General features: G+C 44.9%; 22 protein-coding genes and 1 pseudogene. 11 read left to right on the forward strand and 12 right to left on the reverse strand.

The features are described 5' to 3' along the window. Nucleotides 1-264: amino acid permease (locus JGK14_RS29865; protein ID WP_293186059.1), on the reverse strand; the 264-nt coding region annotated here is incomplete at its 3' end. Nucleotides 265-617: 353 nt separating this feature from the next. Here JGK14_RS29865 and JGK14_RS29870 point away from each other — a divergent pair. After that, nucleotides 618-1,364, forward strand: coding sequence for a glycosyltransferase family 25 protein (locus tag JGK14_RS29870; RefSeq protein WP_293220134.1), 747 nt, complete (start codon nt 618-620; stop codon nt 1,362-1,364). A 444-nt stretch (nt 1,365-1,808) separates the two neighbouring features. Here JGK14_RS29870 and pstB read toward each other — a convergent pair whose 3' ends face one another. The 4 genes from pstB to pstS form a co-directional block, all read right to left on the reverse strand. Continuing rightward, complete coding sequence (gene pstB / locus JGK14_RS29875; protein WP_293186062.1) at nt 1,809-2,660, reverse strand: phosphate ABC transporter ATP-binding protein PstB; 852 nt, start codon at nt 2,658-2,660, stop codon at nt 1,809-1,811. A 267-nt stretch (nt 2,661-2,927) separates the two neighbouring features. Next, nucleotides 2,928-3,908, reverse strand: coding sequence for a phosphate ABC transporter permease PstA (pstA, locus tag JGK14_RS29880; protein WP_293186063.1), 981 nt, complete (start codon nt 3,906-3,908; stop codon nt 2,928-2,930). Nucleotides 3,909-3,910: 2 nt separating this feature from the next. Then, nucleotides 3,911-4,912 (reverse strand): phosphate ABC transporter permease subunit PstC, encoded by a 1,002-nt coding sequence (pstC, locus tag JGK14_RS29885; RefSeq protein ID WP_325315838.1) that lies wholly within the window; start codon nt 4,910-4,912, stop codon nt 3,911-3,913. Between the two features lie 138 nt (nt 4,913-5,050). After that, on the reverse strand, nt 5,051-6,079 hold the full coding sequence (pstS, locus tag JGK14_RS29890; RefSeq protein WP_325315839.1) for a phosphate ABC transporter substrate-binding protein PstS: 1,029 nt from the start codon (nt 6,077-6,079) through the stop codon (nt 5,051-5,053). A gap of 552 nt (nt 6,080-6,631) precedes the next feature. Between pstS and JGK14_RS29895 the strand changes: the two genes are divergently transcribed. The 7 genes from JGK14_RS29895 to JGK14_RS29920 all read left to right on the forward strand — a co-directional run bounded on the left by JGK14_RS29895 (nt 6,632) and on the right by JGK14_RS29920 (nt 10,438). Beyond that, nucleotides 6,632-8,140: a UbiD family decarboxylase gene (locus tag JGK14_RS29895; RefSeq protein ID WP_293186068.1), complete on the forward strand. Its 1,509-nt coding sequence runs from the start codon at nt 6,632-6,634 to the stop codon at nt 8,138-8,140. Between the two features lie 156 nt (nt 8,141-8,296). Further along, complete coding sequence (locus tag JGK14_RS29900; RefSeq protein ID WP_293186069.1) at nt 8,297-8,584, forward strand: type II toxin-antitoxin system HigB family toxin; 288 nt, start codon at nt 8,297-8,299, stop codon at nt 8,582-8,584. Then, nucleotides 8,581-8,817, forward strand: a complete 237-nt coding sequence (locus JGK14_RS29905) for a hypothetical protein (RefSeq protein WP_293186071.1) — start codon at nt 8,581-8,583, stop codon at nt 8,815-8,817. Before JGK14_RS29900 ends, JGK14_RS29905 begins: the two co-directional genes overlap by 4 nt. A 160-nt stretch (nt 8,818-8,977) precedes the next feature. Beyond that, nucleotides 8,978-9,169 (forward strand): DUF6888 family protein, encoded by a 192-nt coding sequence (locus JGK14_RS34145; protein WP_442921494.1) that lies wholly within the window; start codon nt 8,978-8,980, stop codon nt 9,167-9,169. Continuing rightward, the gene (locus JGK14_RS29910; protein ID WP_325315840.1) at nt 9,153-9,674 is read left to right on the forward strand and encodes a DUF6887 family protein; all 522 of its coding nucleotides are present in this window, start codon (nt 9,153-9,155) and stop codon (nt 9,672-9,674) included. Before JGK14_RS34145 ends, JGK14_RS29910 begins: the two co-directional genes overlap by 17 nt. Nucleotides 9,675-9,824: 150 nt before the next feature. After that, the gene (locus JGK14_RS29915) at nt 9,825-10,049 is read left to right on the forward strand and encodes an AbrB/MazE/SpoVT family DNA-binding domain-containing protein (RefSeq protein ID WP_293186075.1); all 225 of its coding nucleotides are present in this window, start codon (nt 9,825-9,827) and stop codon (nt 10,047-10,049) included. Further along, nucleotides 10,046-10,438 (forward strand): type II toxin-antitoxin system death-on-curing family toxin, encoded by a 393-nt coding sequence (locus JGK14_RS29920; protein WP_293220155.1) that lies wholly within the window; start codon nt 10,046-10,048, stop codon nt 10,436-10,438. Before JGK14_RS29915 ends, JGK14_RS29920 begins: the two co-directional genes overlap by 4 nt. 149 nt (nt 10,439-10,587) lie before the next feature. Here the strand turns inward: JGK14_RS29920 and JGK14_RS29930 are convergent, their stop codons facing one another. Both JGK14_RS29930 and JGK14_RS29935 read right to left on the reverse strand, forming a co-directional pair. Continuing rightward, a complete protein-coding gene (locus JGK14_RS29930; protein ID WP_293186079.1) occupies nt 10,588-10,800 on the reverse strand; it encodes a helix-turn-helix domain-containing protein in 213 nt (70 codons plus the stop codon). Between the two features lie 20 nt (nt 10,801-10,820). Next, a complete protein-coding gene (locus JGK14_RS29935) occupies nt 10,821-11,033 on the reverse strand; it encodes a helix-turn-helix domain-containing protein (RefSeq protein WP_293186081.1) in 213 nt (70 codons plus the stop codon). A gap of 129 nt (nt 11,034-11,162) precedes the next feature. On the opposite strand from JGK14_RS29935, the gene JGK14_RS29940 reads away from it, so the two are divergent. Beyond that, nucleotides 11,163-11,405 (forward strand): hypothetical protein, encoded by a 243-nt coding sequence (locus JGK14_RS29940; RefSeq protein ID WP_325315841.1) that lies wholly within the window; start codon nt 11,163-11,165, stop codon nt 11,403-11,405. 124 nt (nt 11,406-11,529) lie between these two features. Here the strand turns inward: JGK14_RS29940 and JGK14_RS29945 are convergent, their stop codons facing one another. From JGK14_RS29945 to JGK14_RS29955, 3 genes are all read right to left on the reverse strand, one after another. After that, complete coding sequence (locus tag JGK14_RS29945; RefSeq protein ID WP_293186083.1) at nt 11,530-11,655, reverse strand: hypothetical protein; 126 nt, start codon at nt 11,653-11,655, stop codon at nt 11,530-11,532. A 6-nt stretch (nt 11,656-11,661) separates the two neighbouring features. Beyond that, complete coding sequence (locus tag JGK14_RS29950) at nt 11,662-13,269, reverse strand: glycosyltransferase family 39 protein (RefSeq protein WP_293186084.1); 1,608 nt, start codon at nt 13,267-13,269, stop codon at nt 11,662-11,664. 566 nt (nt 13,270-13,835) lie between these two features. Continuing rightward, nucleotides 13,836-14,057: a helix-turn-helix domain-containing protein gene (locus JGK14_RS29955; protein WP_442921493.1), complete on the reverse strand. Its 222-nt coding sequence runs from the start codon at nt 14,055-14,057 to the stop codon at nt 13,836-13,838. A 48-nt stretch (nt 14,058-14,105) separates the two neighbouring features. Between JGK14_RS29955 and JGK14_RS29960 the strand changes: the two genes are divergently transcribed. Next, nucleotides 14,106-14,891, forward strand: a complete 786-nt coding sequence (locus tag JGK14_RS29960; protein ID WP_293186091.1) for a DUF4058 family protein — start codon at nt 14,106-14,108, stop codon at nt 14,889-14,891. Nucleotides 14,892-15,066: 175 nt separating this feature from the next. On the opposite strand, the gene JGK14_RS29965 is transcribed toward JGK14_RS29960, so the two are convergent. Both JGK14_RS29965 and JGK14_RS29970 read right to left on the reverse strand, forming a co-directional pair. Next, nucleotides 15,067-15,765: an energy-coupling factor ABC transporter ATP-binding protein gene (locus JGK14_RS29965; protein ID WP_293157252.1), complete on the reverse strand. Its 699-nt coding sequence runs from the start codon at nt 15,763-15,765 to the stop codon at nt 15,067-15,069. Next, nucleotides 15,762-16,034, reverse strand: a complete 273-nt coding sequence (locus tag JGK14_RS29970; protein WP_293157255.1) for a hypothetical protein — start codon at nt 16,032-16,034, stop codon at nt 15,762-15,764. Before JGK14_RS29970 ends, JGK14_RS29965 begins: the two co-directional genes overlap by 4 nt. 409 nt (nt 16,035-16,443) lie before the next feature. Here JGK14_RS29970 and JGK14_RS29975 point away from each other — a divergent pair. Further along, nucleotides 16,444-16,870, forward strand: a pseudogene (locus JGK14_RS29975) (photosystem II D2 protein (photosystem q(a) protein)); the annotation flags it as partial.

Below are 16,870 nucleotides of genomic sequence, written 5' to 3' on the forward strand. Positions count from 1 at the left end.
AAAACCCAGCCAAGGATTGAGATATTTGTAACCATATTCATAAGTTCCGCCGCTAACAGGATGATTCGCCGCCAACTGAGCGCTGTTAAGACCATTGCAAACAGCAACTAAAGCAGCAACAGTCACAGCCCAAATCACTCCCGGCCCCGCAATTTCCGTAGCTATCCCGATACTCACAAATACTCCCGTGCCCACAATCGAGCCGAGGCCCATGAGAGTTGCACCGAAAACACCTAATTCTCGCTTTAACAGAGAGGGAGACATAATTACACTAGGGTTAGTTTAATACAAATATGTGCCTGGAGACACCATCATGCTTATTGTTCAGGACTTTCCTGCGGGGTTCGGAAACCGAGTTTCTTTCTGGATAGCTCGTTACCAAACTTAATAGTTATCTGTAAGCCTTGCGAACAATTTGGGTGGCTGCAAAACTTTTAAACGTCCTAATTCTTGGTATAAAATAGCTCATCATTCCAGCATTGTCGTGGTGATTTTACTTGGGAATCATGTAGGAAATCACCGTTGATCGCTTGTGGTGAACAAGATATTTTGTACTTAGCGTTTAGGATATGTAAAGATGTCCGACATCATAGTAACGGTTAACAGAATCATAATTTATGAAACTGACGGATTTTTTTGAACGGACTTACGTGGTGAATTTGCCAGAGCGCCAGGATCGCCGCCGTGACATTACCAAGGAACTTGCCAATGTGGGGATTTCCTTGGCAACTAATAGTGTTGAGATTTTCCCAGCGAGTCGTCCAGAGACGGCGGGTGAATTCCCTAGTATCGGAGCGTGGGGCTGCTTCCTGAGCCACTTGAGCATTTTGAAACACGCCAGACAGCAAAACTTGTCCAACGTTTTGGTCATGGAAGATGATTTAGCAATTTCTCCAACCCTAATCGCTCAGCAATCGGCGTTAATCGAACAACTGCAAGGGCAGGATTGGGGGATGGTCTACTTGGGGCATTATTTGACGGATAGTAATTTACCCAAGGTAGATCCGAATGGGCGATCGTCCGAAGCAGCAGTGCTGTTAAAACCATACACTCGGGCGATTCAAACCACCCATTTCTATGGTGTAAACGGACAAATTCTCGATCGGCTGATAGCTTTTCTAGAACAAGTGCAACAGCGTCCCAGCGGACATCCCGATGGCGGGCCCATGCACGTAGACGGCGCCTATTGCACCTTCCGCGCTCAAAACCCAGATATCACGACGCTGATTGCAGAACCAAATTTAGGCTGGCAACGCAGTTCTCGCAGCGACATCAATGCGAGTGCCTGGTATGACTACGTACCCTTAGTCCGCGATGTGGCAAATGCCGCCCGTGGCGCTAAGGTTTGGTTGTCCAACAAGTAAATGGAGGTTTGAAAATCTAATTAAATTGCTCGACCAAGCTGGCCATTGGTTACTGTTGTGTTGGAGTAGCGAGGAGAAGTGAGAGCTTCAATAACATCAATTGTAGCTATTTACAGCTAGTTAAATATCCGCACAAGTACCGAGAAACCTGTTGTTTTTCGGGAGTGCTTCCAGAATAGGGGTATACTGCATCTCACTTTTGCAAAAAGTATTTTTTCTTTTAGTGTGAGTTCGCAAATGCTTGCCAGATAATAAAAGCAAGCGAAAAATTGCGAACTCGCACTATAAAATGCAAAACGGAAGCATCTCAGTTTTGCATTTATTATAGTGCTGTCCCCGCTCGCGTATTTTACAGTACGCGAGCGGGGACAGCACTATAATAAAAAATGCTTTTTACAAAAATGAGATGCTCCCATCCAAAACAGAGATGCTCCAATTTAAGTATCAACCGAAACGACCTTGAATGTAATCCCTCGTACTAGAATTACTGGCGGAAGTGAAAATCCGGCTTGTCGGCCCAAATTCCACCAAGCGGCCGATGCGACTTTCATCAGTATTAAAGAAAGCCGTATAATCAGAAACCCGAGCCGCCTGCTGCATATTGTGCGTTACAATCACCACAGTTAACTGTTCCCGCAGAGTTTGAAACAACTCCTCAATCTTCATAGTAGAAATCGGATCGAGAGCAGAACAAGGCTCATCCATCAGTAAAATTTTCGGTTTAACAGCCAAAGCGCGAGCAATACAAAGTCGCTGTTGCTGTCCGCCCGAAATTCCCTGAGCCGACTTCTTCAAATTATCTTTCACCTCATCCCAAAGCGCCGCACTTTTCAGCGCAGATTCCACAATTTCGTCTAACTCTGCTTTGCTTTTGCGACCAAAAATGCGGACTCCGTAAGCAATGTTATCGTAAATGCTCAGCGGAAAAGGATTCGGCCTTTGAAACACCATGCCAATTTGGCGGCGCAAACTATTAATATTTACCTTAGGACTGTAAATATCCTGTCCAAAAAACTCAACCCTGCCTTTGATTTGAACTTTTCCCTCCAATTCGCCGATGCGGTTGAGAGCTTTCAGAAAAGTTGATTTGCCACAACCTGAAGGGCCGATAATCGCCGTCACTTGCGGGTGAGGGATATTCATCGATAGATTTTCGAGAACTTTGTGAGTGCCGTAGTAAAAGCTCAAGTCCTGAACCCGCAATGCTGGCATAGCATTGGGGTCGATTTCAGGAGTCGTATCTTCGAGGAATTGGTCGCTATATTTTTCAGCTTTTAAGTTACTTTTGGATTTCATTATTTGGAGTTTTTCTAGTGTGAGCAGTAGATTTTTAGTAGATGCAGAATATGGCCTGATGGCTTTATTTAGTTAGGTGTTCTATCTATGCACTTGTTTCGTAAATCACGGATATATTGATACATAAACCGCAGATTTAAGGCAGATAAACAGAGATAAACGCAGATATTTTGAAGAGAGGAAAGAGAATGAATGCAATCTTGTCTAACATTAATCCGTTAAATACATTACATCCCATACGGTTGCCGAACTTCCTTCTCAAGCAATTTACCGATTTTGCAAGCGTTTGCGAGTGACGGCACGAGAAGCTAAGCTGGTGAGCAAAACCATACCCAAAAGGACAGAAGCAGCAGTCCACGCCAATTCGTTCTGCTCCTTGTAAGGAGAGCTGGCGTAACTGTATATTAATACAGACATAGAAGGAGTCGGAGTTAGCAGTGTCTCGGGAATTTCTTGGATTTTTGCCATGGTTTCTGCGCCGACGGGAGACTGAACTATCTCGCCCAATTTCTCAACTAAAGGAGGCCAAAATTGGCTGGACAAGGCAGTTACGATTAGCGGTGCAGTTTCGCCGGCGGCGCGGGAAGCTGCGAGTAAAATGCCTGTGGTAATAGTTGGAAGTGCTGAGGGAATAATAATCCGAAACATTGTTTGAAAGCGTCCGCCTCCCAAACCAGCAGAAGCGAGGCGGTAAGAAGCAGGCACTAATTTTAATGCTTGTTCTGTTGTCAGCGCTACAACCGGCAGCATGATAATCCCCAGCGCGAAACCGCCGGCCAATCCTGAGAATGACTTAGTTGTCACAACAATTAAAGCGTAAGCAAACACGCCGACAACAATTGAGGGAACGCTACTTAGAATGACGGTGATAAAGCGGATAGTATTTGCTATAGCTTTATTGTCTCTGCCAAACTCTGACAGAAATATTCCGGTCATTACGCCGATTGGCACGCTCAATAATGTGGCAATTCCTACCATTAAAGCTGTACCAAGAATCGCATTTGCAAAGCCGTTGGGCTGGTCTTCAACTCCGACGGGTGCGGGCAGAGACACTAGCACTTCCCAGCTTAAATGTGTCAGTCCTTCGCCCAAAATTTTGTACAAAATAGCGAACAAAGGCAGCAGAGCCAGACCTGTGAGGGAGAATGCAATAACTGTCATTCCCCGGCTGAACAAATTTCGGCTCAGCGACAGCGAATTGTTGATTTCTACATCTAGAATATTGTGGGACTTTTGTGTTTGAGTCATGGTTAATTCTTAGCTCCCTTAACGCCGATTAGCTGCACCAGCAATACTGCGACTGCGTTCACCAATAGGGTGATCACAAATAGAATTAGGGCTAAATACATTAAAGAGCCGATGTGCAGTTCTTCTTGAGCTTCCCGAAATTGACTTGCTAAAACAGCGGGGATTGAGTAGCCGGGAGCTAATATAGATTGGTTGATTTGAATCGAGTTGCCGATTACCATTGTGACTGCCATTGTTTCGCCTAATGCGCGTCCCAATGCCAAGATAGTAGCTCCGATAATTCCTGAACTTGCTGCTGGTAATAACAGCTTAAATATGGTTTCCCAGCGGGTAGCGCCCAGTGACATTGAAGCACTTCGCAAATCTACGGGAACCGACAGCAAGACATCGCGGCTGATGGCGGCGACTGTGGGCAAAATCATAATCGATAAAAGTATGCCGGCGGGCAGCATTCCCGGCCCAAAAGGTTCGCTGCTGAATAGGGGAAACCAGCTAAAATTGTTGAACAGCGACTGCTGTAAAGGCAGCAGGAAGGGAATTAAGACGAAGATGCCCCACAGGCCAACGATGACGCTGGGAATGGCTGAGATTAATTCAACCATGAATCCTAATGGCGATCGCACCCAAGCAGGCAAAAAGTTCTCGCTGGTAACGATCGCGACTGCAAGTCCTAGAGGAATTGCTATGATAATGGCGATCGCAGAACTAACTACCGTACCGTAAATAAACGGCAGAGCCCCAAACTGCAACTCACCGATATCCCATTTGGGATTCCACAAAAACTCCAGTCCAAATTTGCTAATAGCCGGCCAAGCATCCTTAAAAATTATCTCGCTCATCCAAAACAGCGTACCCGCCGTGGCTATAGCAAAAGCCCATACAAATCCTGTAAATCCCGACTCCAGCCACAAACCTTCACCCTTCGTATCAGTCAAGTCTACGTGGGTGGTGATTCCAGCAGACTTCCGAGTTGATTTTTTCGATTTCTTTGAATAATTGGTCATACCCAAGTTATGGCGTAAACAGCGAAATCTTTGATTAATGAAATAGATAGCATAGTGCCTGCACCTTAATAAATGCAATGTATGAGTTTTGAGCCATACAATTAACTCAAAACTCATAACTCCCTGAAAATATTTTAATTAACCTTTAGCAACCACACTCTGATTCACTGCTTGAATCACCTTTTGAGCTGTAGCTTGCGGAATCGAGGTAAACTCTAATTGTTTGTTCAAACCTTGACCTGTAGTCATCACCCAATTAACCATCTTTTTAATAGCATCTGCTTTCGCAGCAGGATACTGTTTGTAGATTAACAACCAAGTCAAGCCAACAATCGGATATCCATCATTAGGATTTCCTTCAACCAAGCGGAAGTCTGCCGGGTATGTTTCCCCTGCTAAAGCTTTTTCGGCTTCTGCCAAGTTAGCGTCTACAAATCTGCCAGCTTTATTTTGAATAAACGCTGTTTGCAGATTGTTTTGGCGAGCGTAAGTATCTTGAACGTAGCCAATTGCACCGGGTGTTTGTTTAACCAAACCTGCTACGCCGGGATTGCCTGGGCCGCTGAGGGGGCTACCAGGCCAACTCGGTTGAGCTGCTGCTTTGATGCTGCTGCCGATCGCCTGCAAGTGATTAGCAAAAATAAAGGTTGTACCGCTGCTGTCTGCCCGCACAACTACTCGAATTGCAGTATTTGGCAAATTTTTAGCTTGTCCAGAAATCCCTGCGATTTTCGCATCATTCCAGCGGGTAATTTTGCCTTCAAAGATGCCTTTCATCGCATCGGCACTCAGCTTGACATTGCTAACTCCGGGCAAGTTGTAGACAACTGCAACCGCGCCGCCGGCTGTCGGAATTGCCATGACGCCACGCTTTACCTGAGAGATTTGTGCAGAAGTCATCAGCGCGTCGCTACCTGCGAAGTCAACATTACCAGCAATCAACGCTTTGATACCAGCACCACTGCCTGTTCCTTCATAGTTGACAGTAATTTGATTGGCGCTTCTCATCTGAGAGAAGTAGCGATCGTAAAGGGGCTTGGGAAAAGTTGCTCCCGTACCGTTTAGTGTAACCGCAGCTACAGCGGAAGTAATCAAACTTAGCGAAAATGTTGCTACTGCTAGGGTAACGATAAAGCCACGTCGCCAGCCTTTAGTGAAGAAAACCATAACTCCTCGTCCTTAAATAATTAGATAGCAGACTTTGCAAATCTATGACCTAGGATAGACTGAAATCCCCAGTAAAAACAGCTAAAATAATAAGCTTGTTTTAAATTATGATTAAAGTTAGGTTAAGCTTTTTATGATTAAAAAATGGGAGCAATAACAATAATCTTTCCTTAATCTCTGGTTAACATTAGATTAAAAAGATTAGGAAGTAGCGTTAGCGAAGCCATCGAAGAGGATCGCTCTTCGATCGTCCTTATTATTTTCTTAACTTTAGGTGTCGATCGCAGTTCAATGTCACAAAATTTGAAATTTCGACCCTCGTGGACGCAACTGGCATTCTAATACGGGTTAATTTTTAGGTATGTAGTTGCGCTTCAGCGCTCTTTTCTATATCAAAGAGCGCTGAAGCGCAACTACATACCTTTGGACAATTCCTCACGGGATAACTACCGTTTGGGGACACCGTGCGTACTTTCCGCGCATTTGCGACTCGATCCCAAACAGCCCGACGGCCATCATAATAAATAGATAACGTTAACAAATCTTAAAAAAATGGCTAGAGACTTGCGAGGCTTCCTCAAACTGCTAGAAGACAGAGGACAACTGCGCCGGATCAGCGCTTTAGTCGATTCCGACTTAGAAATTGCCGAAATTTCCAACCAAATGCTAGTCAAAGGCGGCCCCGGATTGCTGTTTGAGAACGTCAAAGGGGCAGAATTCCCCGTCGCCATTAACCTGTTGGGCACGGAAGAACGGGTTTGCTGGGCGATGAACATGGAAAAGCCGATCGAACTTGAAGAACTCGGCAAAAAATTAGGTATGCTACAACAGCCCAAACCGCCGAAAAAGATTTCCCAGGCCATAGAATTCGGCAAAGTCCTGTTCGACGTAGTGAAAGCCAAACCAGGCCGCGACTTCTTCCCAGCTTGTCAGCAAGTGGTATTTGAGGGAGAAGGCGTCGATTTGAACAAAATCCCGATGATTCGCCCCTATCCGGGAGATGCGGGCAAAATTATCACCCTCGGTTTGGTAATTACCAAGGATTGCGAAACCGGCACGCCGAATGTGGGCGTTTATCGGTTGCAGTTGCAGTCAAAAAACACGATGACTGTACACTGGTTATCTGTCCGTGGCGGCGCGCGACACTTGCGGAAAGCTGCACAAGCTGGTAAAAAGTTGGAAGTTGCGATCGCCCTGGGAGTCGATCCTTTAATCATCCTCGCAGCAGCAACACCGATTCCTGTAGATTTATCCGAATGGTTATTTGCCGGACTTTACGGCGGTTCCGGCGTAAGTTTAGCGAAGTGCAAAACCGTAGATTTGGAAGTACCCGCAGACTCGGAAATCGTGTTAGAAGGAACGATTACACCGGGGGAAGTGTTACCCGACGGGCCTTTTGGCGACCACATGGGTTATTACGGCGGTGTGGAAGATTCGCCGCTGGTTCGCTTTAACTGCATGACGCACCGCAAAGATCCGATTTATTTAACGACATTTAGCGGGCGGCCACCGAAAGAAGAGGCTATGATGGCGATCGCGCTGAATCGCATTTACACTCCTATTTTGCGGCAACAAGTATCGGAAATTGTCGATTTCTTCCTACCAATGGAAGCGCTGAGTTATAAAGCTGCAATTATCTCGATCGATAAAGCTTATCCCGGTCAAGCGCGAAGAGCTGCTTTAGCATTTTGGAGTGCATTGCCGCAGTTTACTTACACCAAGTTTGTGATTGTTGTCGATAAAAGTATCAACATTCGCGACCCGCGTCAAGTAGTATGGGCAATTAGTTCTAAAGTCGATCCAGTTCGAGATGTATTTATCTTGCCGAATACGCCTTTTGACACGTTAGATTTTGCTAGTGAAAAACTTGGTTTGGGAGGCAGAATGGGGATTGATGCTACTACGAAGATGCCGCCAGAAACCGAGCACGAATGGGGTAAACCTTTGGAATCCGATCCGGATATGGCGGCGATGGTTCAGCGGCGTTGGGCTGAGTATGGTTTGGCTGATTTGAATTTGGGTGAAGTCGATCCGAATTTGTTTGGATATGAGATGAAGTAGGGAAACGGCAATGCCGTATCCGGCGCGGGGAGAAGGGGAGAGTGAGAATTTCTCCCTTTTTTTCTGGAATTTGATAAACTGGAATTACACAAAGCGTATATGTCATGCTGAGTAAAACGCCAAGAATTAAAGAGGAGGAGGCATGAGCAAATTAATATGCACGTAATTACCCGCAAACGGCTTAATGAGTTTGCTAAACTTCATCCAGATACACAAAATGCCTTGGTTCAGTGGTACAAACTTGTCAAACAAAATGAATTTGCGACCTTCGTTGAACTCCGCGAACTATTTCCGTCTGCCGATCGAGTAGGGAAATTAACTGTATTCAACCTAGGAGGAAATAAAGTTCGACTCATTGCTGCTATTCATTACAATCGGAACAAAGTCTACATTCGGGCTGTATTAACTCATGCAGAATATGATGAAGAGAGGTGGAAAGAATGATGCAAAATCTTGATATCGATCGAACAATTGCTGCTTGGTCATCTATTGCTAAAACGGTTTTTGTCCCTTGCACGGAAGAAGAATACGAGCATTTAGTCGAGCTTCTAGATAGTCTAATCGATCGAATCGGCGAGGATGAAAGCCATCCCCTTGCTTCGATGATGGACGTTATTAGTGTCTTAATTGAAAACTATGAAGCTGAACATATTCCTGAGTTAGAAGAGGTTGCGTAACCTACTATTTCACATGGACTTATGCACTCCGACAAAGAAACCGGGTTTTTACCGAGTCTTTGCACTGTCGCGAATTAGTCTCGTAAAAACCCGGTTTCTGGGTTCCTATGCGTAAGTTATATTATATTCTAAAGTTTGTGCCACAATTGAGGAACGATCGATTAATCCCACTGACGAACAAGCCCAAGCCTGTCTGCGCGTCTGCCAGATGTTCTCTAGCTACTACCAAGATATTCAACTATTCCGTTTTAATGCTGAAACCAGAGAAGTATATATTTTCGTAAACGATGAAATAGAAATCATCGTATCTAGTCATGGATTTTGGAGGTTTTTGGATGAAACCGAACTTTGATGAAATGAGCAGAACTGAATTAAAAGCTTACGTTCTATCGCATCGGGATGATGATGAAGCTATTCGGATCTTTTTTGGTCGCCGCAATCCCCCAGATTCAAAAGCGACATGGTACGGGCCGATGACTACTCCTGAAGGTTTACCCATTGAAGAAAATATTCGCATCGCTGAGGAAGCAATTAAGCAAAGAGTTGAAATCGATCGCGAAAAACAACAACAAAGGGAAAAAGCACAGGAAGACCAATTACGCCAAACATTAGAACGGGAAATAGAGGCAAAACTTCGATCGCAAATTGAATTGGAAGTAGAAGCAAAGTTGCAGGAAAACTTAGAAAAAGAAATTGAGGCTCTGATAAGTGCGATCGCAGAATTTTTAGCATCGAGTAGCGGGTTTTCATCAAGATTGGCAGGGTCGATTCCCTGCGGGATAGCTACGCTTCACGCACTTTTGGCAATTCGTGCCGGAATTGAGGATTTTGGAGATTTTGAGGATTTGCGGAATTAAGTGCGATCGACACTTACGCGTTGCGGCAGAGAAACCGGGTTTTTTCTGAGTCTTTGCACTGCGGCGAATATGCTGGAAAAAACCCGGTTTCTGGGAATGAGGGCGATCGAATAAGTTTATATTAGGTAAGTAATCTTTTTAGGTAATGCTATGTACGCGGTCAAAATTCAAAAAGTTGGAGAGTCTTTAGTCATAACTCTGCCTGAAGAAGTATTGCAACAACTCAAAATCGGTGAGGGAGATAATCTTTTCCTCACAGAAACTCCTGATGGAATTCAACTCACTACCTGCAATCCTCAAATCGATAAAGCAATGAAAGCTTATAGGAAAGTCAGCGAAAAGTATAAAAATGCGCTGCGGGAACTTGCTAAATGAGCGAACCATTTTGGATGGGAGAAGAAATAGCAACAATCATTCATGCAGATCAAATTGCTCAGCATGGGGGTAGTCCGGGAATTAGAGATGACAATCTTCTCTCAGCTAGTTTAGCCAGACCGAGGCATCTATTTGGCTATGGTGAACCGACTTTGTTTGATTTAGCAGCAGCCTATGGCTATGGCTTGACAAAGAATCACCCCTTTATTGACGGAAATAAAAGAACAGCGTTTGCTGTGATGGCAACTTTCCTGGAAGTAAATGGATATTCTCTTGAGGTTCCTGAGATGGAAGTTGTGGGTATAATGGAACGCTTAGCATCTGATGGGGAAACCCAGGATACGTTAGCGAAGTGGTTGGAAGAAAATTCTGTTCAGTCTGTTGATTGAATTATATTGCAAGTTACGGTCTTCCCATAGCGGGTTTTTATAGGGAATACCTGTTCTTTTGGAGACTTCTGTCAGATTCCAACCCTTTTCTTGAGCAAATTCCCGAACTCGCAGCCTAATTCGTCCCATATTCCCGCTGACAAATCAGTTTATTCCTCCAAAATCTCAACCAAATCTTCGATCGCAATATCGAACGCACGGGCCAATTTGTTCAAAGCCGTATAATCGACAGTTGCCAACTTGGGAGAATGGGCATAACTTCTAACCGTACTGTAAGGAATGCCCGATCGCTCAGAAACTTCTTTCAACGTCCAACCCTTCTCTTGGGCTAGTTCTCGAACCCGCAACCGAATTAGCCCCATTTTCCCGCTAACAAATCAGTTTAATATTCCAAAATTTCTACTAAATCCTCGATCGGAATCTCAAATACACGGACTAATTTGTCCAATGCCGTGTAGTCTACAGTTGCCATACCCGGAGAACTGGCATAGGTGGCGATCGTAGTATATGGAATGCCTGTTCTGTTGGAGACTTCCCTGAGAGTCCAACCCCTTTCTTGAGCAAGTTCTCGAACTCGCAGTCTAATTCGTCCCATTTGGCCCTTGACAATTACGAGTAGTCGTAATTTAATGAATATACAGTCAATAGCGATCGCCCTCAGACCTGATAAATCAAGAGCGATCACCTTTCATTCACCACCCACAAAAGTGGGAAGGATACTCCTATGATACCAAAACAACCGACATATCGCGATCGACTTCAACCTTGGCATCTAATTCGCCACCTCCCCAAGTGTCAGCGGTTAACAGTCGCCCGCTTCGCCCGTCGCCGCGATGCCGAATCTTACCTAAACGCACTGCGCCGCTTAATGCCCGCAGTCCCGCATACAATTGTTTTCGTGAATGCGGTGTCTGTGTTAGATGAAAACAGCGTGCCAATTTTGATGCAATTGGCGATCGAAGTTTAATGCGATCGAACTGATATCTTGCATTTGTTGCCAGATTCCGGCGGGGGTTTAAACCCCCGACGGACTGTTGGAATAAGTGCAAAATGTGCGATCGACAAATCCGTTTACTGTTCCAAAATCTCAACTAAATTGTCGCAAATTCAAACCCACGAGCCATCTTGTCCAAAGCTGTATAATCTACAGTTGCCATACCCTGAGAATTCCCAGGAAAAAAGTCAGCATTTGAGATTACTGCACTTAGACGCGCCATAGCCACTCACTTATCAATAAGTTCCCAAAGCCGCGTATCGTAAGTCACCTCTGAATTAAGAAAAACAGGCTTTAACTTGTATTTGTATTCTTTTTCAAGCCTCTCTTGAAGTTTCTCACTGGGAAGAAATGCAAACAAATTGCTGTAACTTTTAGGACGCCCAGCAAGCTTAAATTGATCTCCCCACAGAATTTTCACTTTCGGATCGAGCCGACGGCTCAAAGGAATGAGTTCACCGATCGGAGTATCAGTAATCAACAGCGGAGAATTGGCTTGATTTACGATGCGGGCTATAGGAATAGTGAATTTGCCTTGATCCAGACCTTTATTCCACCAAACTTCTGCTTGAGAACTCAGGGTGCAAGACAGGACTCCAGCCGAAAACACTCCTATTGCAACCAACTGCCAAAACTTCTGCCGCCAGGTATTAACAGTAGAAGAAGTAATTTTCGTTGTCAGCAAATAAGCCACAGCCAACTGCAAACCTAGATAAGTAGGAATTAGATATCGAGCGTAGCCTGAGAGCCGCCGTCCACCTAAAATTAAATCTCCCATCATCAGAGGCACGGATGTAAAAATAATCAAAGCCAAGATGAAAGCGTAAATCGGTTGGGAAGTGTGGCGGCAGACAAAATAAATCGAATATGCCACTAAAAGTAATAAAAATAAAATCACAGGAATCGCAGGGAGCATCTTTTTGAATGAGCTCATCGCATCAATATTTATATCAAAAAAAATCCTGCTACTATTCCCGATCCACCTTGCCATTAAAGATGTCAACGCTATTTTAGGTTCTGGTTGCAGCAGGCTTGGATTAGCGTGCAGAGGTCGGCAATAAATGATGGTCAAATACCAGATTAAACCTGCGATTAGCGTGACTGCAAAGGCGATAGCATAAGAAAAAGTGGTTTTACTCAATCTCACTTTTTCAATTATAAGTAGATAGATTCCATGTGCTATCAAAACAAGTAAACCATAAAGATGAGTGTAAATGCTGACTACTGTAATTGCTGTATAAATTCCCCATTGCAGGTTAGTTTTAAGTCGCATAGCCCGCAGCAAAACCGCACTGGATAGCAAAGTTAACACAGTCAACAAAGAATAGGGTCGTGCTTCCTGAGCGTACAGCACGTGGATGGGCGAAACCGATATCAATGCCATTGCTACCCATCCCACCATGGGAGACTCAAACAATTCCAGGCAGAGCCAATAAGCGCAGGGAAACTGTAGTAAACTAATCACAGCAGGCAAGCTTCTCATGGCTGTAACGCTAGTTCCAAACAATTTAGCCCAAAATCGCGCTATCAGAAAATAGAGTGGTGGCAGTTGACCTTCTTCTGCTGCTAAACCCTTAATAGTATCGATTTCGTTATTTTTATTATTAATGCTCTGATATTTCAGTAAATCTTGGCTAGTGACTGCTGGCCCATTGAATACTTGCTCCTGAACAGATTTCCCTGAGTAGCCAGACACTCGCAAGGAAGTGTAAGTTTCATCAAACCAGTAGAATTTGCGATCGATATTGACAACTCTAAAAAATATGCCCATCACCAACAGCACAAAAAGTAAAAACCGCAGCCCAGTTACAGGTAGTCGCCAATTATTACGATTCATTAAATATCTCCTTGAACAGGACTTAGGCACAGCCCCTACATATAGGGTGAAATAAGGGGCAATCCGCTGTCGTTGACTTACACCTGGCTATGGTGCGTAAGTGCTACTGGAAGCTATTCGCGCATTATTGCATTATCCTAGTCTGCAATAAAAAATCATGCAACCTCTATGGACTAGAGATGCTATGCCAATTGCAGAAAATATTTACATAAGTCAGGAAGCTAGTCGCCCAAAAGCTGAATGAGATAGAGAAAAATTAAAAATTAAATAGTTAACCGAAAAAGTTTTGGTTAAAGAGAGGGAAGGGTGCATCTGGTTTTTGAAGCCTGAAGAAGCATGACCGCATATAAGTTATTAGTTATAATCCCATATTGACTGCGGTCATGCTTCGCCCCTACGGATATATTCGCTTGCATTGAGATGCACCCAGAGGGAAGAGGGAAAATGTGTTGATTCTGAATAAAACAATATCAATTTAGTTGAAGAATCGGAGATTGAACAGTTATCTTGAGCAAATTATATAACTGGCAACGGAATTAATTCCAGGTTGCCACCTAAAAATTAGTTTACTGTTCTAATATCTCAACCAAATCCTCGATCGCAATATCGAACACCCGAGCCATCTTATCCAAGGCTGTATAGTCTACAATTGCCATACCTGGAGAATTGGCATAGGTGACGATCGTGGTATAGGGAATACCTGTTCTTTTGGAGACTTCTGTCAGATTCAAACCCCAGGCGGACTGTGGCAATAAATGCAAAATGTGCGATCGCCCTAATTGTTCCAAAAAAGTCTTGCTAAACTATAAATAGACTTAAGTCAAGGAGTCAAATCAATGCCATCTCCCTTTCCCGGTATGGATCCGTATTTAGAGCATCCAGAACTCTGGCCTGCCCTACACCACTGGCTAATTATTGAAATTGCCAGATTGTTATCTCCACAACTACGTCCTAAGTATTTAGTGTCTGTAGAAGTGAGAATGTATGAAACCGCTGACGACAATTTATCAATTGGCATTCCTGATGTAAACGTAATTCAGCCAAGAACCACAACCGAATTAATAACATCAAACGTAGCCGTTGCAGATCCACCAACACAACCATTAACAGTGAATATTCCCATGCCATACCAGGTTCGGGAAGGCTATTTAGAAATTAGAGAAAGGGGAAACCAAGAATTAATCACCCTCATTGAAATTCTCTCGCCTAGCAATAAACGCACAGGAAAAGGACGACAAATGTACGAAAAAAAGCGAGAAGAGATTTTAGGTAGCCGCACTCATTTAATTGAAATAGATTTATTGCGGCGCGGTGAAAAAATGCCAGTTATTGGTAATGACATTGAAAGTCACTATAGCGTTTTGGTGTGTCGGGGAAATCGCCGCCCCAGAGCAGATTTGTACGCTTTTAACGTGCAGAACCCGATGCCAGCTTTTCCTTTGCCACTGCGATCGGGTGATACGGAACCTGTAATCAATTTACAGGAGTTATTCACTGAAATTTACGACGTAGCAAGTTACGATCTCAAGATAGATTATCGTAACTGGGAAGTCATACCAGCGCTGTCAGAGGCTGATACAATTTGGGCTGACGCTTGGTTGCGCGATCGAGGATTGCGATGAATGTCATTGCGAGTCCTTGAATATCATTGCGAGTCCTTGAATGTCATTGCGAGATCTTAGCGAAGCAATCGCAGAGCCCAGAGATTGCTTCGCTAAGACGCTCGCAATGACAACATATTTTCAAGAACAATGACACCATATTCTAATGACACCATATTCTAAAATTGCTCGATCGCTAAACATCTTGGCTTTGCATCAACCGCTGCTTCAAACGCGCCGGATCTCCCCGATCGACAACCTGGCCTTTTTCCAACAAAAAAGCCCCATCACAATAATTCAACTCATCCAAACGGTGAGTCACCCACAAAGCCGTAATCCCGCGATTTTTCACCAACCGCTGCACCGCCGCCACCAAATCCAACTGAGAATCAGGATCTAACAAAGCCGTAGGTTCATCCAACAGCAAAATTTCGCAATGACGGGCGATCGCCCCAGCCAAAGCAATCCGCTGCTTCTGGCCCCCACTCAAAGCATAAATCGGCCGCCGTTGTAAATCCAGCAAATTCACCGCCTCCAAAGCCTCAGCCACCCTCTGGCGCACCTGAAGATTAGAAAGCCTTTCCTCAACCAAACCAAAAGCCACATCCGCACCCACCGTCGGCATTACCAACTGGTGATCGGGATTTTGGAACACAAAACCCACGCGCCCGCCCAGATCAATTTCGCCCGATTGGGGGTGCAGCAGCCCAGCCATCAGCCTCAGCAGCGTAGATTTGCCGCTACCGTTAGTACCCAAAAGCATCCAAAACTCACCCTTGGGTACATCCAGAGAGCAACCTTGCAAAACTCGATCGCCCGACGGCCAGCAAAAACCCAAATCCCGCACAGCAACCGCTGACTGGCCCATATCGGCGCCCACACCCCCAGCCCTCATTCTGCCAAAGTCATCGAAACAAAACCCGGTGCTCTTCCCGTAGAAGCACTTCCCGATTTCTGAGAAATCACCACCCCAGAAATCTCGCTGCTGAGAACAGCTACCTTTTTCTCAGTATTTTTCTCACAAGTAAGTTCCAAAATTTGCGGTTGGGAGTTACGCATTGCCTCTAAAACCTGCTGGTAAACAGCCTCAGCGTCCTCCACCGATTTCCGCTGCACCGACAGCGAGACGGGCGTGTTCTTCACAATCATGTCAATGCTGAACATATAGTCTTAAAAACCTAAGTTTGGAACTCTACCCTCAGTATATATATAGGACAGGACTTAGGACAGGACTTAGGACAGGACTCAAAAAACCCGGTTTTTTACTTTTCCGACGGGCTGTAACAAAGTATTGCGGTAAAAAACATCGCTTGCTGTAAGGGCGCTGCCCCCGTGCCGGCAAGGATTCCGGGTTTATTCGAGAACTTAGAGGACTTCCCGAACCAGTCAAGATCCCGAACTTCTTGAAGAAATGCTTGCCATTGTAAAGAATTACCCCTATAATCTTAAATACGGTAAAGAAAAGTAAACTCTGTTCATAATTCAACCCATTTTCTGTTAAGCAGATCAACATTTGGGCAATAATGACTAGAGACAAATCCGTCGTAATTATATCTATTTGGAGATTAGCGTAATGACAATCGCAGTCGGACGCGCCGAGAACGAAAGAGGCATCTTTGATGTACTCGACGACTGGCTCAAGCGCGATCGTTTCGTCTTCGTAGGCTGGTCTGGCATCCTGCTATTCCCCTGCGCTTACATGGCAATCGGTGGCTGGTTAACCGGCACCACCTTCGTTACCTCTTGGTACACCCACGGTTTGGCAAGTTCCTACCTCGAAGGAGCCAACTTCCTCACCGTAGCAGTCTCCACCCCAGCCAACAGCCTCGGACACTCCCTGCTGTTCCTGTGGGGCCCCGAAGCACAGTGGGACTTCACCCGCTGGTTCCAACTCGGTGGCCTGTGGGCATTTGTCGCCCTCCACGGCGCCTTCGCACTGATCGGCTTCTGCCTGCGTCAGATCGAAATCGCCCGTTTAGTCGGCATCCGTCCCTACAACG

Source organism: Microcoleus sp. PH2017_28_MFU_U_A, from assembly GCF_020738035.1.
GTDB lineage: Bacteria > Cyanobacteriota > Cyanobacteriia > Cyanobacteriales > Microcoleaceae > Microcoleus.

What these genes read in the sequence shown, in the direction of transcription:
- JGK14_RS29870 (WP_293220134.1), top strand. Translation starts at nt 618, where the DNA reads ATGAAACTGACGGATTTTTTTGAACGGACTTACGTGGTGAATTTGCCA.
- pstB (WP_293186062.1), bottom strand. Translation starts at nt 2,660, where the DNA reads ATGAAATCCAAAAGTAACTTAAAAGCTGAAAAATATAGCGACCAATTC.
- pstA (WP_293186063.1), bottom strand. Translation starts at nt 3,908, where the DNA reads ATGACTCAAACACAAAAGTCCCACAATATTCTAGATGTAGAAATCAAC.
- pstC (WP_325315838.1), bottom strand. Translation starts at nt 4,912, where the DNA reads ATGACCAATTATTCAAAGAAATCGAAAAAATCAACTCGGAAGTCTGCT.
- pstS (WP_325315839.1), bottom strand. Translation starts at nt 6,079, where the DNA reads ATGGTTTTCTTCACTAAAGGCTGGCGACGTGGCTTTATCGTTACCCTA.
- JGK14_RS29895 (WP_293186068.1), top strand. Translation starts at nt 6,632, where the DNA reads ATGGCTAGAGACTTGCGAGGCTTCCTCAAACTGCTAGAAGACAGAGGA.
- JGK14_RS29900 (WP_293186069.1), top strand. Translation starts at nt 8,297, where the DNA reads ATGCACGTAATTACCCGCAAACGGCTTAATGAGTTTGCTAAACTTCAT.
- JGK14_RS29905 (WP_293186071.1), top strand. Translation starts at nt 8,581, where the DNA reads ATGATGCAAAATCTTGATATCGATCGAACAATTGCTGCTTGGTCATCT.
- JGK14_RS29910 (WP_325315840.1), top strand. Translation starts at nt 9,153, where the DNA reads ATGAAACCGAACTTTGATGAAATGAGCAGAACTGAATTAAAAGCTTAC.
- JGK14_RS29915 (WP_293186075.1), top strand. Translation starts at nt 9,825, where the DNA reads ATGTACGCGGTCAAAATTCAAAAAGTTGGAGAGTCTTTAGTCATAACT.
- JGK14_RS29920 (WP_293220155.1), top strand. Translation starts at nt 10,046, where the DNA reads ATGAGCGAACCATTTTGGATGGGAGAAGAAATAGCAACAATCATTCAT.
- JGK14_RS29930 (WP_293186079.1), bottom strand. Translation starts at nt 10,800, where the DNA reads ATGGGGCTAATTCGGTTGCGGGTTCGAGAACTAGCCCAAGAGAAGGGT.
- JGK14_RS29935 (WP_293186081.1), bottom strand. Translation starts at nt 11,033, where the DNA reads ATGGGACGAATTAGACTGCGAGTTCGAGAACTTGCTCAAGAAAGGGGT.
- JGK14_RS29940 (WP_325315841.1), top strand. Translation starts at nt 11,163, where the DNA reads ATGATACCAAAACAACCGACATATCGCGATCGACTTCAACCTTGGCAT.
- JGK14_RS29945 (WP_293186083.1), bottom strand. Translation starts at nt 11,655, where the DNA reads ATGGCGCGTCTAAGTGCAGTAATCTCAAATGCTGACTTTTTTCCTGGG.
- JGK14_RS29950 (WP_293186084.1), bottom strand. Translation starts at nt 13,269, where the DNA reads ATGAATCGTAATAATTGGCGACTACCTGTAACTGGGCTGCGGTTTTTA.
- JGK14_RS29960 (WP_293186091.1), top strand. Translation starts at nt 14,106, where the DNA reads ATGCCATCTCCCTTTCCCGGTATGGATCCGTATTTAGAGCATCCAGAA.
- JGK14_RS29965 (WP_293157252.1), bottom strand. Translation starts at nt 15,765, where the DNA reads ATGAGGGCTGGGGGTGTGGGCGCCGATATGGGCCAGTCAGCGGTTGCT.
- JGK14_RS29970 (WP_293157255.1), bottom strand. Translation starts at nt 16,034, where the DNA reads ATGTTCAGCATTGACATGATTGTGAAGAACACGCCCGTCTCGCTGTCG.